Here is a 15137-nt window from a genome sequence, read left to right as displayed (position 1 = left end):
GCCACCCCTTGCATGGAAGTAGGGGCTTTTCCACCCCCCTACTTACAAGTTATGCGCCGCCTGTTTAAAAATGCGTCCCCGTTCTTCATAGGAAGCAAACATGTCCCAACTCGCACATGCAGGTGACAGCAAAACAACATCACCCGGTGCAGCAAGCCTTGCTGCCTCTTGAACGGCAGCCGTTAATGTACGGGCAGCGTCCTCCTCATTATCGACGACCTTAATTTGCTTTAGTCCGGCAAGCTCTGCGACTTTGGCAATTTTGGCCCGATTTTCACCCAGCAGCACGACCGCTTTGACACGATCTTCAAACACTGGCAACAGCTCCATCATATCCGAGCCACGATCCAGGCCGCCCGCAATGAGCACAACCGGTTTCTTAAAGGAATTCAATGCCATTACCGTTGCTTTGGAATTGGTTGCTTTGGAATTGTTATAATACGCCGAGCCATTGTGCTCCAGCACATACTCAAGTCGATGCTCAACGCCTTTGAACTCGGCAAGCGGTGCAGCCAGCTGTGCAGGATCAGCACCAGCCGCAACGGCGATCGCTACAGCAGCAAGTGCGTTGCCCACATTAAAGCGGCCGGGAAGGCCAATGTTCCCTATGTCCATGATGACAAGCTTCTTGCCCTGGTCATCTGCGTAGACCACCTGACGTTTCACATCATCCTCCAGGTCATCCACATATGGCGGGTCAGCATATACTCCTGTCTCAAGTCGTTCAGTCAGCGAGAACGGAATCAGTTTGCTTTTGATATAAGGAACCAGCCCGCGACAGACCGCATCATCCCAATTCAAAACAGCAACATCATCTGCTTGCTGGTTTGCAAAGAGCTTTGCTTTGGAAGCGATATAATCTTCCATATCTCCATGGTAATCGAGATGAGTCTCTGCCACGTTAAGCAGCGCAGCAATGCGCGGACGAAACTCAACGGTGCCTTTCAGCTGGAAGCTGCTCAGTTCCACCACCATCCAGTTATCGGACACAGCCTGCTCAGCCGCCTCACAGAGTGGAGTGCCAATATTGCCGGCAACAATAGGCTTCAGACCTGCTTGCTCCAGCATATTACCTACCCAGGTTGTTGTTGTTGTTTTTCCGTTAGAGCCTGTAATGCCAATCATAGGTGCTGCACAGAGGTGGTACGCCACTTCTACCTCTGTCACCACTTCAATTCCTAATTCCAGCGCTTGCTGCACTGGAGCGGCACGGTAAGGAATGCCCGGGTTTTTCACAACCAGCTTCACCTGATCATGAATGAGGTCAGTCGGGTGTCCACCGCATACAACAGAAATTCCCAAAGCCTCCAGTTCAGAAGCTTCGGGACACTGTTCTCTTTCTTTTTTGTCATTTACCGTAACGATTGCCCCGGCACGATGCAGCACTTTGGCAACTTGTACACCGCTCTTCGCAAGTCCAAGCACAACCACTTGCTGTCCGCGATAGGTTTCTGGATGGTTCATAGTTTACAACCCCTTGTTGAGATAAAGTCCAAGAGCGGCCAAAATCGCACCTACCGCCCAAAAGGTAATGACAACCCGCCATTCTGACCAGCCACTCAGCTCAAAATGATGATGAATGGGACTCATTTTGAATACACGTTTGCCACGGGTCTTGAAAGATACGACCTGGATCACGACAGAGAGAACCTCGATGACAAAAATACCTCCAATGACGAGGAAGAGAAGCTCTGTCTTCGTAACGATAGCAATCGCGCCGATTGCCCCCCCGATTCCGAGTGAGCCCGTATCGCCCATAAATACCTTGGCTGGATGTGCATTGTAGACCAGGAAACCAAGAACAGCCCCAATCATCGCAGCTGCACACACGGCGGCTGGCATTGACGTTGCCTGCATCGCTACAATAGCAAAGGCTCCAAACGCAATCGCACTGACTCCAGAAAGCAAACCATCAAGTCCGTCCGTGAAGTTCACCGCATTCGTAATGGCAAGCATCATAAATACAACAAACGGATAATAAAACCACCCTGTCCAGTCAAATGAAACCGAGGTTCCGGGAATGGAAATCGCGGTGCTGTGTCCATTTTGAATAAGCAAATAACACATCAGGGCACTGAAGAGCAGCTGTCCCAGCATTTTTTGTCTGGCTGTAAGTCCAAGCGAACGCTTGAATACAATTTTGATATAGTCATCCAGAAATCCAATGAGTCCAAATCCCAGCGTTGCGACAAGCAGCACATAAAAATCGGTGTTCTTGACCGCCGAGAATTTAAGAAAAGCCAACGTGAAGGCAAGTAAAATCACGACTCCGCCCATCGTTGGTGTTCCGCTTTTTTTCAGATGGCTCTGAGGTCCATCCTCTCTGACCTGCTGCCCGAATTTCATTCGGCGCAGCAGCGGAATGAGAAGCGGTGCGGCAATCACCGCCAGAATAAATGAAACGCCGATTGTTAACAGTAACACTTGGAAATCCATGGGTTCACCCCTCTAGTCTACTCAATTGTGTAATGGTGCTGTCTGCAGTGCCTGAACCACATCCTCCAGCTTCATGCCTCGGGAGGCCTTGAACAGAACAACGTCTCTGGCATGAAGATGCTCCAGCAAATAACGGCTCAACGCTTCTTTACTGTCAAAGGCATGCACAGCATCTGCCTCCATATGCTTCCTCGCTCCCTCGGCAATATGCAGGGATAACGGTCCGTATACCAGCACTCTATCCACTTTGGCAGGGGTAATATACATGCCTATCTCATGATGAAGCTGCTCCTCCTGAGGACCTAATTCAAGCATATCTCCGAGCACGGCAACCTTCATCCGATATCCTTTCAGACCTTCCAACACATCAATGGCCGCCTTCATCGAAGTCGGGCTTGCATTATATGCATCATTCAGGAGAGTCAGCCCACTAAGCGCCTGTGTCACCTCAATACGCATACCTGTCAGCTTCAGCTGTGATAAACCTGCCGCCATATTCTCTGAGGTAACGCCAAAATGACGTGCCACAGCCATCGCAGCCAGACAGTTGACCACATTATGCGTGCCCAGCAGCGGAAGCGTATATGCTTGCTCCCCGGACTGCTTCGTTGTAAACACCATGCTATTCTGCGCGTTCATCAGCCCTGTTGCATAATCATCATTCCCGGCTTGCAAGCCAAAGGTAAATCGCTGCATGTTCTCTGGCTGTCTGGTCTCGGACTCACCCAGCACCTGAGCAATCAAAGGCTCGTCTCCGTTGTAGATGAGCAGCCCGTTCGTTTTCAATCCCGCAGCAATTTCAGCCTTGGCTCTCGCAATCTCGAGTCTTGATCCAAGCTGCAGCAGATGTGATTCACCAATGTTTGTAATGATTGCAGCATCGGGCTGCGCAATAAGAGACAACTCTTTAATTTCGCCCCGGCCGCTCATGCCCATTTCAAGAATGATTATCTCTGTATCCTCGGGCATACTCAATACCGTCAAGGGTAGACCAATATGATTATTGAAGTTGCCCTGCGTTTTATGCACTTTGAATGTCGTGGAGAGAAGAGCATCTACAATATCCTTGGTTGTTGTTTTGCCGTTGCTGCCCGTGATGCCTACGACAGACGCCTGACTCTCGGTCAAATAGGCTGAAGCAAGTGACTGCAAGGCCGCGAGTGTATCCTCGACGATAATAACAGCGCCCTGCGGGGGAAGTCCGTGATCCTTTTGCCACATGGCACCTGCAGCTCCCTGCTCCAGGCATGCCTGCACAAATTCATGTCCATCAAAACGTTCACCAACCAAAGGGATAAACAGACTGCCTGTTATCGGTTTACGGGAATCGGTAAACACCCCTTCGGCCATAACTCCGCTATAGACGGCAGCGTCATTTATTGTACCGCCACACATTTCGGCGATTTGCGCCAATGTTCGTTTTATCAATTGGATTTACCCCTTATCGCTTCTTTGGCTATGATTCGGTCATCAAAATCAGTCTTGGTCGTACCTATAATCTGATAAGTCTCGTGACCCTTGCCCGCAATCAATACTACATCGGCTGGGCTTGCCATTTCAATAGCTTCATGGATTGCCAGACGCCGATCCACAATCAAAGTGTACCGCTCAGCCGGAACAGCATCTTCAATCAGCCCCTGTTCAATGTCCTTCAGAATCATATCCGGATTTTCCGTCCGCGGATTGTCGGAAGTTACCAGCACAAAATCACTATACTTCGCAGCAATTTTCCCCATCAACGGCCGCTTGGTTCGATCACGGTCACCGCCGCAGCCAAACACACAGATCACTCGTCCTGCTGCAAACTCTTTGACGGTACGCAGTACATTCTCGAGTCCATCCGGTGTATGAGCGTAATCGACGATAACGGCGTAAGGCTGCCCTTCATCAACGGCCTCCACTCTGCCATCCACGCCTGGAACAGTTTCCAGACTGCGCTTGATCTCTTCCAGTGGAACCCCCTCCACCAGTGCTGCAGAGATTGCTGCCATTGCATTGTACACATTGAATTTGCCTACCATACGCAGCCCAATGTCAGTGCTGCCTGCAAAGGTATCTACATGGAATGACGTTCCCTGAGCTGTGATCGAGATTTCCGAAGCATGCACATCTGCATTTTCTCCCATGCCGTATGTAATCACTTCAGCAGCTGTTACTGAAATAAAATATGCCGCTGCCGGATCATCTGCGTTGATTACCGCATATTTGCGACGGGAAGCTTCATCAGCGTAGGTGTTTCCCAGCCGTGCAAAGAAGAGCCCTTTAGCTCCACGATACTCCTCCATCGAGTGATGGTAGTCCAGGTGATCCTGCGTCAGGTTGGTGAATACCGCTGTGCGGAAATCTGTACCTTTGACACGCCCCTGCTCCAGCGCATGAGATGAAACCTCCATCACGCAGCAGTCCGTACCGGCCTGAACCATATCATGCAGACTGCGCTGCAGATCAAGCGCCTCAGGCGTTGTTCCGGACATCGGATAGGTACGCCCATCATAGCGCATCTGAATCGTACCGATTAGCCCTGTTTTCTGACCGTAATCGCTCATAATTTTCTCGATCAAATACGTAGTGGTTGTTTTGCCGTTGGTGCCTGTTACACCAATCATTTTCATTTTGCGGCTTGGCGAGTCGAAAAAGAAGTCCGAGAGAACGGCCATTGCAAAACGACTGTCTTTGACAATCAGCTGCGGCACAGGCAGATCCAGCTGACGCTCCACCACAAGAGCTGACGCTCCTGCTTCCACTGCTTTTGCAGCATAATCATGACCGTCCACCGTATGCCCCGGAAGACAGATAAACAGATCACCCGGCTGAACCTGCCGGGAATCTGTCTGAAGGTTGTGGCATTCTATATTGGAGTCGCCTACAAGACGAGCGGTCGTCAACTTGGATTCAAATTGGTTTAAAAGCACATGAATAACCTCACTTTTCAAATAGACTTCTGTAATTAACGGATACGCTGCATTATTAATATCGGCCATATCACCAAATAATGAAACGCACTTTAAAGAATTTTGTTGCGGTGTATGCCAGAAACCCGCTCCTGCCCACTCATTCGTCCTTGCTATGGTCATGCCCATCCTTCAGCACGTCACCCATATATATGCGTATCGTTGAGCCTTGATCCACCCTCGCCCCAGGTTTGGGTGCCTGATTAATTACATATTTGCCACTGCCGGACTTTGCCAGCATAAAATTCATATTCAGGTCCTCGTACAAATCTGCAACCGTTGCGCCGGTAAGATCAGGAACCGTCACAATTTTGGTTTCACCGTACTTATACTCTTTGGAAAGCTGATCCTTGCGTACAGGCACATTCATGTAGTGCAGTGAATCCTCCAGAATATTTTGCACAATCGGAGCGGCAACCACACCCCCGAATTGAATGCCCTTGGGATTATCCACTGCAGTATATACAACGATCTGTGGGTCATCGGCTGGAGCGAATCCGATAAAAGATACAATATGCTCGGTGGAGGAATAACGTCCATTAATAACCTTCTGAGCTGTACCCGTTTTGCCGCCGACCCGGTACCCGTCAATAAATGCCGGACGTCCTGTACCTTTGGCTACGACACTTTCAAGCGCTTCTCGCACTTGCTTGGATGTATTCTCCGAGATCACCTGACGAACCAGTTCGGGCTTCACTTCCTCCAATACCTCTCCGGTTTCGGGATGTACCCAGGCCTTCGTCACATAAGGTTTGTAGAGCTTGCCTCCGTTGATCGCAGCGGATACCGCAGCTACCTGCTGAATAGGCGTAACAGATACACCTTGACCGAAAGCTGTTGTGGCAAGCTCGACAGGACCTACATTGGATAATTTAAAAAGGATACCGCTTGCTTCACCACTAAGATCGATTCCCGTTTTGGTACCAAAACCGAAATTTCGGATATAGGAAAACAAGGACTCTTTGCCAAGCTTTTGTCCCAAAGCGACAAAGCCCGGGTTACAAGAGTTCTCTACCACCTGAAGGAAGGTCTGGCTTCCATGCCCTCCCTTCTTCCAGCAGCGAAGACGCGCACCGCCAACCTCGACAAAGCCTGGATCAAAAAATTGATCCTGCTGCAGATTCACCTTTTTTTCTTCCAGCGCAGCAGCGAGTGTAATGATCTTGAAGGTTGAACCTGGTTCATAGGTCATCCAGATCGGCAGATTTCGGTTATAAATCTCCGACGGGTACTGCTGATAATCTGCCGGCTCATAGCCCGGGCGGCTCGACATCCCCAGAATCTCGCCTGTCTTGGGATTCATTGCAATTGCCAGAGCGGAATTGGCCTGAAACTTGACCATAGCCTGATCGAGCTCACGTTCCATAATCGACTGAATGGATTTATCAATCGTCAGCTTGAGATTAAGCCCGTCCTTCGGTTCCACATACTTCTCGGATGAGCCCGGCATAAGCCTTCCGGCCGCATCGGACAAGTAGGATACACTGCCATTCAGACCGTTCAGCTTGTCATCATACCTTTTTTCCACACCCGTCAGCCCCTGATTGTCAATACCTGTAAATCCAAGAATGTGGGCAGCCAGATCATCATACGGATAGAAACGTTTATTATCCTCGGCAACAACGATACCCGGAAGCTTCAAATCACGGATGCGCTGAGCTTTCTCCATCGTAATTTTGCGGCCGCCGGGTTGTAGTCGTACGATTAGCTCTCTTTTCTTGATGGTTGCCAGCACTTTTTCTTCCGTCATACCCAATAACGGTGCAAGCGCGCGAGCCGTTGTCTCGGCTTCCTTGACCTGAGCCGGGATCGCCATAATTGTCGGAGTAGTTACGTTATAGGCCAGAGCGGTTCCGTTTCGATCAAGGATCTCTCCTCTTTTGGCTGTATAGGGTATGTTGCGGCGCCAGGATTCCTCCGCTTTTGCCGATAATTCCGGACCTTGACCCAACTGTACATAAGCAAGCCTGATCACCAGGGCTGAGAATAATATCACCAAAATCAATAAACTCCACAGCAGCCTGCGCCGCAGATTCACACTTGATCCCTTCACGAAAAGATCCCCCCACTCGTCCCAAAATCATGAACTGTCTCATTCATGAATATTCAGGACAACCGGGGGTTAGAACAAGCTGTCTATGAAGCTTATGGAAGCGAAGCCCCTTTATCGGCTGATGAATCCGAGGTTGCTTCCTGATTCGTCTGCGTTTGGGAGTCGCTTTGACTCTGGATGCCCCCAGACTCGCCTTTCTCCTCCGTTGCAGCCTTATCATCGGTTTTCGCAGTCTCATCCTTGTTCTCTGCGTCCGGATCGGATGAATCTGGCGCTTCATCAGCGATGCCGGTTACGGCGGCCTTCGCTGTCTGTAACGTCAGCTGTACTGTACGCTGTTCGCCTGACACCTGTTCCTTCTGCTTCACAACGTATCCCTCACCCTTGGTCGTAACTCCCACCTTCATGAGTGAAAGTATTTCTAAAGCATCACGCAGGGATTCACCGGTCAGATCAGGCACCTTCATCTTGCTGCTTTCCTCAGTGAGCAGATACACACGCTGGCCCGGATTCATCGAAGCCCCGGCCTGCGGATACTGTCGAATGACATTTTCGCCCTGACCCAGTGTTACATAAGCGATACCCGAGTTCAGAAGCTGACTTCTGGCCTGCTTCGCTGTTTTACCACTCAAGTCTGGAGCCTTGGCCTGCAATACAACCGTTTCTTTTGACTTTTTGTCATTCGTTTTGGCGGTATCTTTCGGAACGCCCATATATTGCAGCGTTTGGCTTACAACCTTTTTGAACACCGGAGCAGCCGCAGTGCCTCCCCCAATGTTGGTACCGTCTGGCTGGTCAATAACAATCAGCATGGCAATCTTCGGATTGTTTACTGGTGCAAAACCGATAAACGAAACGACATCTTTGCTTTTGCTGTACTGGCCATTAATAACCTTTCTCGCTGTTCCCGTCTTGCCTGCAACGCGGTAGCCCTCAATATAGGCATTACGTCCTGTACCGATGGTCTGATCAGCTACGACCTGTTCCAGATACCCGCTGACAAGCTTGGCAGACTCTTTCGAGATCACCTGACGAACAACTTTAGGTTTAATCACTTCTGTTGAACCGTCATTTGGATTAATAATTTCTTTCACCAGATGAGGTTGAAGCAATTTCCCACCATTGGCAACGGCCGAGATGGCAGCTAACTGCTGAATCGGAGTTACTTGAACGAGACCGTGACCGTAAGCTGCTGTAGCAATCTCCGATTTATAAATCAGTGGTTTGATTGGCGATGCTGCTTCACTCGGCAGATCAATACCTGTCTTTTTACCAAAACCGAACTGATCTATGTAGTGGCGCAGCCGCTCTCCTCCAAGCATGTTATAACCAAGGTTAACAAAGGCAATGTTACTGGAGCGCTTCACACCTTCAAGATACGAGATCCGTCCATATGAATGCCCATTATCACTGATGGTATAGCCACCAATACGCGTTGGCTTTGATTCAAACGTTGCATTCGGATCAAACAATTTCTCTTCCACGGCGCCCGCAAGCGTAACAATTTTGAACGTGGAACCCGGTTCATAGATGGACTGCGTTGCATGGTTGATAAAGTTTTTCTGGTCGGGCGTGGACGCATACGTATTCGGATTAAAGGTTGGCCAATTGGCCATACCCAGAATTTCCATGGTGTTGGGATCAGCAGCAATGACGGTCATACTAAGCGGATTATACTTGGCAACCGTCTCTTTCATGGCCTCCTCGATATAGAGCTGGATCGTATCATCAATTGTCAACTTCAGGTTTTTACCGTTTTGAGGCGGCAGGTAGCTATCTTGTGAATCTGGAAGCTTGATCCCCTTGGCATCCTTCTGATAGTTCAAATAGCCGTCTGTGCCTGTCAAAACATCGTTGTATGATACTTCAAGCCCATTGACTGCTTTACCGTCACGGCTCATATAACCGAGCACATGAGAGGCCAGCGTCTGCTCAGGATAAAAACGCTTGGATTCCTGCGTCATGACAATTGCATTACCAGCCTTGTACTTATCCTGCAGCTCTTCACGCAGTGCTTTAACCTTTTCAGCAAGCTCGGGGCTGATTTTGTAGCCTTCACTGCGCACTTCACGCTGCTGAAAAAACTCTCCATCATCCTTCTTCGCTGTAACAAGAGCACGCATCTCACTCTCATTTTTTTTCAGCAAAGCGGACAGTTTCTGTGTCACTTCGTCTTCAATGCCCAATTGATTAATCAAAAGCGGGTTCACTGAAACCGTGTAGGCCGGTGAATCCGTGGCAAGCACATTGCCGTTGCGATCTGTAATTGTTCCCCGAGCAGCCTTGATCGTCTGTTCCCTCTCAATCAGACCTGCTGCCCGTTCCTGCCATTCGCCGCCATTGACTACCTGAATGAAGAATATACGCGTTACGAGTACAAGAAAAAAGAGGGTAATAAATCCCCCTATTAACAACGTGCGCATTTTTATTCGTTTTACCATCGAAACACCTCTTTATTTGCTGCTAGCTGCATTCGAGGATGATTCAGCACCCGTTGATGTGTTTGTCGTTGTTGTGCGAGGTACAAAAATGACATCCTTGTCGGAAGCTTCAACGTAACCTAGAGCTTTTGCATTTTCTATTACCTGATTGTTCAGTCTTTCTTTCTCCACTTGCAAATCAGCAATTGCCTTCTGATCTTCCTTGACGTCGGCAATGGTTGACTGGGCCTGCTTGTTCAGATCATAAATATGTGCGTAGCGAGACATCAGCATTCCCCCCACAACAATCACTGCCATAAGCGTGAGCAGATATAGAAACTTTTCGCGAGCTGGCAGACCCGTTCGACGTGTAACTACTTTGGTGGTTTCCTTATACCTCTGCTGAGTTACACGCTCTTGTGCTTTTGGTTTTACCGCTAGATTGCCACGTGTATATGCCATTCGAAGGCTCCTCCTCCATTTTTGTTCTACAATTTCTCAGCTACACGCAGCTTGGCTGATCGCGCACGAGAGTTTTCAGTAAGTTCCGCCTCCGTTGGAGTCAGCGGTTTTCGGTTCACGAGACGCAGGGTCCCTTTGCCGCCGCATACACATAACGGAAAGTCAGGTGGACATGTGCATTTTTCAAGATAACTGCTGAAGATCTGCTTACATATCCGATCCTCAAGAGAATGGAAGGTAATTACAGATACGCGCCCCCCTGGCGCGAGACAACGAACAGCCTGATGCAGCCCTTCTTCAAAAGCACCCAGTTCATCATTCACAGCAATACGCAGCGCCTGAAAACTTCGTTTGGCAGGATGTCCACCGGTTCGGCGGGCTGCAGCCGGAATACCTTCCTTGATCAATTCCACAAGCTCACCTGTCGTTTCGATCTCGGACTGACTGCGCTTATCCACAATGACACGAGCGATCCGTTTGGAAAACTTCTCTTCCCCGTAACGATACAGAATCCGGGCAATCTCTTCTTCCGGCCACTCATTCACAATCTCTTTGGCTGTCAGAAAAGCATCCTGATCCATACGCATGTCCAGCGGTGCATCGTGATTGTAGCTGAACCCGCGTTCTCCCTCGTCAAATTGTGGAGAGGAAACCCCCAGATCATACAAAATCCCATCCACTTGCGGTATGCCATCTTTCATCGGAACGTCAAGGTCCTTGAGAACCTGTTCCAAATCCCTGAAATTGGTTTTCACCAATGTAACCTGGTTTTCATAAGCAGCGAGCTTCTCTCGTGCATTATCCAAAGCCCAATCATCCTGATCCAGTGCGATCAGACGTCCCCCCGGACCTAACTTGGATGCAATGACGGAGCTGTGTCCCGCGCCTCCTAAAGTGCAGTCCACGTATATACCGTCCTGCTTGATGTTTAGTCCCTCGGTTGCCTCTTCTTTGAGTACGGTGATGTGGTGAAACAACCTGCACCCCTCCTTACGTTATAAGTCAAAATTAAAATCGACCAGCTTTTCGGCAATGTCGTTGAATGCTTCCTCGGATTGATTGAAATAACTCTCCCATATGCCTTTGCTCCAAATCTCCACCCGGTTGGACACACCAAGAACAACACAATCCTTATCCAGTTTGGCGTACTCTCTCAAGTTGCCCGGCAGATTTACCCTGCCCTGTTTGTCCAGTTCACATTCGGTTGCACCTGAGAAAAAAAACCGGGTAAACGCACGTGCATCAGATTTCATCAGTGGCAGTGCTTTGAGCTTCTGTTCCATGACCCCCCACTCCTCCATGGGGTACACGAAAAGACACTGGTCCAAACCTCGTGTGACAACGAAAGAAGATCCGAGTGATTCGCGGAATTTAGCCGGAATGATAACCCGACCTTTATCATCAATGCTATGCTGAAACTCTCCCATAAACATTGGTCCACTCACTCCTCACCCATTTCCCCCACTTTGCCCCACTTTCCACCACCTAAGCATAATAGATTCGGTTAAAAAAATCAAAACCCTTCTTGACATTCCTGCTTTTTATTTTCAATTCATCAAAAAAAACGTCTCTGATCCTGTCATTCAGGATCAAAGACGTTTCCCGGTTACGGGCAATCGTATTATGTGCACCCGCATATGAGCCATATCATCAATACACCATTCTATATCTTTTGAATCAGGTTATCAGCTTGTAATTAATGGATATCGTTTAAAATTTCCAGCTATCCAAATATTTTTCCTGCTCAGCAGACAAGGTGTCAATCGCGATATTCAAACTTTCCAGCTTGTAACTTGCGACCTGCTGATCAATCTCATACGGAACATTTACCACGTTTTTGCCTAGAGCCTCGTAGTTTTCACTTACATACCGCAGGCCAAGCGCTTGCAACGCAAAGGTTGTGTCCATAATTTCAGCCGGATGCCCGTCAGCCGCTCCCAGATTAACCAAACGTCCTTCTGCAAGAAGATACATTTTGCGACCATCCTTGAAGCGATACTCCTCAATATTGCGGCGAACGGTGCGTATGGATTCGGAACGTTTGGCGAGCTCAGGTTTGTTAACCTCAACATCAAAGTGACCCGCATTACTCAAAATCGCTCCGTCTTTCATTACATCGTAATGCTCACCTGTAATAACATCTTTATTACCTGTCACTGCGATAAAGAAGTCTCCGATCTTCGCCGCCTCCAGCATCGTCATCACCCGGAAACCGTCCATATGAGCTTCGACCGCTTTAATCGGATCAATTTCAGTGACAATGACATTGGCCCCCAGGCCTTTGGCACGCATTGCTACCCCTTTGCCACACCATCCGTAGCCAGCAACGACAACATTTTTACCAGCAACCACCAGGTTGGTTGTACGAATAATCCCGTCAAAAGCGGATTGTCCCGTACCATAGCGATTATCAAACAGATATTTGCAATATGCGTCATTCACCGCAACCATCGGGAATCTCAGTTGTCCCTCTTTCGCCAAGGCTTTCAGTCGAATAATACCTGTTGTCGTTTCTTCTGCCCCGCCGCGAATCGTAGCAGCAAGGTCAGGGCGCTCCGACGCGATAATCGTCGCAAAATCTCCGCCATCATCTATGATCAGATCGGGCTTCACTTCAAGGGCACGAAGCTGCAATGCCTTGAATTCAGCTGGTTCCGGATTATATTTAGCATATACCGTCACACCGTCTTCAACCAAAGCTGCACAAACATCATCTTGAGTGGAGAGCGGATTACTGTGCGTAATCGTTACATCAGCCCCACCAGCCTGAATGACTTTTGCCAGATAAGCCGTTTTTGCTTCCAGATGAAGACAAATAGCAACCTTGAGCCCTTTAAATGGAAGATCCTGTTCAAACTGACGGCGAATTCGGTTCAACACTGGCATATGGGCCTCAACCCAATCAATTTTCAAATGTCCCTCTGAAGCAAGGCCCATATCTTTAACGATGCTGTTCTGCAGTGAAGATGTGGTCACTCGATCTCCTCCTCATATGTGTCTCTTCTATTATAAACATTCATACTATCAACATACTTACAAAAGATTGATATTATCAACATCCTTACAATTTTATAACCTGGTGCTGCCCATTGAATTCAGCAGATGCTTCAATCAATTCCTCAATCCAGTTCGTTCCATATCGATTCAGGTAAAAGAGTGCATTATGTACTCGTTCCTGCGGTTTCCCCATCGGGAACAGAGCATGCTGAATACCGTTCCAATGCCTTAAACTCACTGCATGTTTATCTTCAATAGCCTTGCGAGTCTGCCGCTCCAGATATTGAATCTGCTCATGAATTTTGCCCAGATTCGCTTCGCCGATTCGGCTCAGTCCAGGATGCAGCTCTGCAACCTGCTCCAGCAGCGGTCGGTACAGGGTCATAAACTGCTCACGAACCTGTGTAAACTGCTCATCCACTTGGAACGTTTCCTGCTGTGCAAGCCACTTTTCTTTCTTTTCCTCTAAATGATACTGTACGTCCTGGAAAGAAAGTCCATATTGTTTCATATGTTTATCGTGCACATCCTCCAGAATCGTGAAAGAGAGACGCGGCAGCAGTATAGGCATCTGCAAGCCAAATGTGCGGAACGCTTCGCGTGTCAGACCCCAGTATGCAATCTCGCCGTGCCCCAAAATAACAGCTGCCACCGGCAGTAAAGAATCCTGCATCAATGGACGAGTTAGTACATTGTTGCTGAAACGTTCAGGATGCTGCTTCAGTTCCTGCAGCAAATACTCTTCTGTAAATGATACAAGGCCTTTGCGATCCTGATACAAATTATCCTTGAGCGTCAATAACAAACGAACCCCTTCGTGAATATAAAAGAGGTTGGCACCATCCTCTGCCACCTCGGCTGGCATGGCATAACCCGATTGTTCAACTAACGAAGCACCCTGTAGATAAGCGGTACGCAATGACGTATTTTGCTGAATCATTCTTGCAAATACAGGCTGCTCCAGTTTACGCAATTCTGGATCGGCCGCATCCATAAGAATCAGGCCGCTGCTTGCAAACAAAGCCGATATAATACGGGCAAAAGCATCGCTCAGATTAGAGCTGGCACGATGAATTTCTGCAAGCTGCTTTATTAGTCCAGGCTTATAAATGGTATCCGGCAGCAAGTGCTCTACCTGCTCAAGCACATGCTCCCACTGTTCCGGTTTCACCTGCACATGACTGACAGAGTTTCTTCCCGTAAAGTGTCCCTGCAGTTTTACTTTGCATATATCCCCCTGTGGTTCAGGCAAATACGTATGGTTAACCTCATCCCAGTCATGATCCTCACCCGCAATCCAGAAAACAGGTACAACCGGATGTTTTAAATGCTTCTCCGCTTCACGTGCAGCGGCAACCACACTCGCTGCTTTGTATATGACAAACAAAGGTCCAGTGAGCAGCCCGCTCTGTTGCCCTCCAGTAACGACCCATGCGTTCTCTTCCACAAGACGGGTAATGGAAGCATGAACGTGATCATGATTGTTCACTCGTTTATTATATATACGTAAATATGACGCCAGTTCATGACGACCAACACGTGTATGCTCCGATTGTTTAAGCCATTCAGCGCGCGCGTGGAGGCCATTTTCCCAGCGAATATCATATTCATACAGGCTTCGCGCAGCATCTGCCGTACAGATATAATCCTCTGCAAGCTTTGATCCGCTGCGGAGCGCCTCAGTAATCCCTTTCATGAGGTCTGCCTCCTATTCTGCTTCAAAGAGCCTTCCTTGATTGTACCGAATTCAGTAGCGCTTCGTCAAAGCAAAGTCATAAATTATATAAAAAAAACCGCCGAACATGTCGGCGGTTATGA

The 15137-nt window shown here is 48.6% G+C and carries 11 protein-coding genes; all 11 read right to left on the bottom strand.

Annotation, left to right across the window (positions count from 1 at the left end; translation table 11 throughout):
• Positions 1 to 42: 42 nt before the first annotated feature.
• A complete protein-coding gene (gene murD, locus HNR77_RS08045) occupies positions 43 to 1464 on the bottom strand; it encodes a UDP-N-acetylmuramoyl-L-alanine--D-glutamate ligase (protein WP_184182344.1) in 1422 nt (473 codons plus the stop codon).
• Between the two features lie 3 nt (positions 1465 to 1467).
• Entirely contained in the window at positions 1468 to 2436 is a 969-nt protein-coding gene (gene mraY / locus HNR77_RS08040) for a phospho-N-acetylmuramoyl-pentapeptide-transferase (RefSeq protein WP_123062528.1), read from the bottom strand.
• A 21-nt stretch (positions 2437 to 2457) separates the two neighbouring features.
• Positions 2458 to 3861: a UDP-N-acetylmuramoyl-tripeptide--D-alanyl-D-alanine ligase gene (locus HNR77_RS08035; protein ID WP_311768595.1), complete on the bottom strand. Its 1404-nt coding sequence runs from the start codon at positions 3859 to 3861 to the stop codon at positions 2458 to 2460.
• Positions 3861 to 5417 (bottom strand): UDP-N-acetylmuramoyl-L-alanyl-D-glutamate--2,6-diaminopimelate ligase, encoded by a 1557-nt coding sequence (locus tag HNR77_RS08030; RefSeq protein WP_260410396.1) that lies wholly within the window; start codon positions 5415 to 5417, stop codon positions 3861 to 3863. Before HNR77_RS08030 ends, HNR77_RS08035 begins: the two co-directional genes overlap by 1 nt.
• 70 nt (positions 5418 to 5487) lie before the next feature.
• Complete coding sequence (locus tag HNR77_RS08025) at positions 5488 to 7440, bottom strand: stage V sporulation protein D (RefSeq protein WP_184182340.1); 1953 nt, start codon at positions 7438 to 7440, stop codon at positions 5488 to 5490.
• Positions 7441 to 7532: 92 nt separating this feature from the next.
• Positions 7533 to 9881, bottom strand: coding sequence for a penicillin-binding transpeptidase domain-containing protein (locus HNR77_RS08020; protein WP_184182338.1), 2349 nt, complete (start codon positions 9879 to 9881; stop codon positions 7533 to 7535).
• Positions 9882 to 9893: 12 nt separating this feature from the next.
• The gene (locus HNR77_RS08015) at positions 9894 to 10322 is read right to left on the bottom strand and encodes an FtsB/FtsL family cell division protein (RefSeq protein ID WP_184182336.1); all 429 of its coding nucleotides are present in this window, start codon (positions 10320 to 10322) and stop codon (positions 9894 to 9896) included.
• Positions 10323 to 10348: 26 nt separating this feature from the next.
• Positions 10349 to 11299, bottom strand: a complete 951-nt coding sequence (rsmH, locus tag HNR77_RS08010; protein WP_184182334.1) for a 16S rRNA (cytosine(1402)-N(4))-methyltransferase RsmH — start codon at positions 11297 to 11299, stop codon at positions 10349 to 10351.
• An 18-nt stretch (positions 11300 to 11317) separates the two neighbouring features.
• Entirely contained in the window at positions 11318 to 11755 is a 438-nt protein-coding gene (gene mraZ / locus HNR77_RS08005) for a division/cell wall cluster transcriptional repressor MraZ (protein ID WP_091014054.1), read from the bottom strand.
• Between the two features lie 277 nt (positions 11756 to 12032).
• A complete protein-coding gene (locus HNR77_RS08000; RefSeq protein WP_184182332.1) occupies positions 12033 to 13298 on the bottom strand; it encodes an adenosylhomocysteinase in 1266 nt (421 codons plus the stop codon).
• 85 nt (positions 13299 to 13383) lie between these two features.
• Positions 13384 to 15015 carry a bacillithiol biosynthesis cysteine-adding enzyme BshC gene (gene bshC / locus HNR77_RS07995; protein ID WP_184182330.1) on the bottom strand — a complete coding sequence of 544 codons (1632 nt, stop codon included), beginning with the start codon at positions 15013 to 15015 and terminating at the stop codon, positions 13384 to 13386.
• Positions 15016 to 15137 lie beyond the last annotated feature (122 nt).

Source organism: Paenibacillus sp. JGP012, from assembly GCF_014203995.1.
Lineage (GTDB): Bacteria > Bacillota > Bacilli > Paenibacillales > Paenibacillaceae > Paenibacillus > Paenibacillus silvae.
The sequence above is the reverse complement of the archived record's forward strand: the minus strand, read 5'-3'. Positions and strand labels throughout refer to the sequence as shown.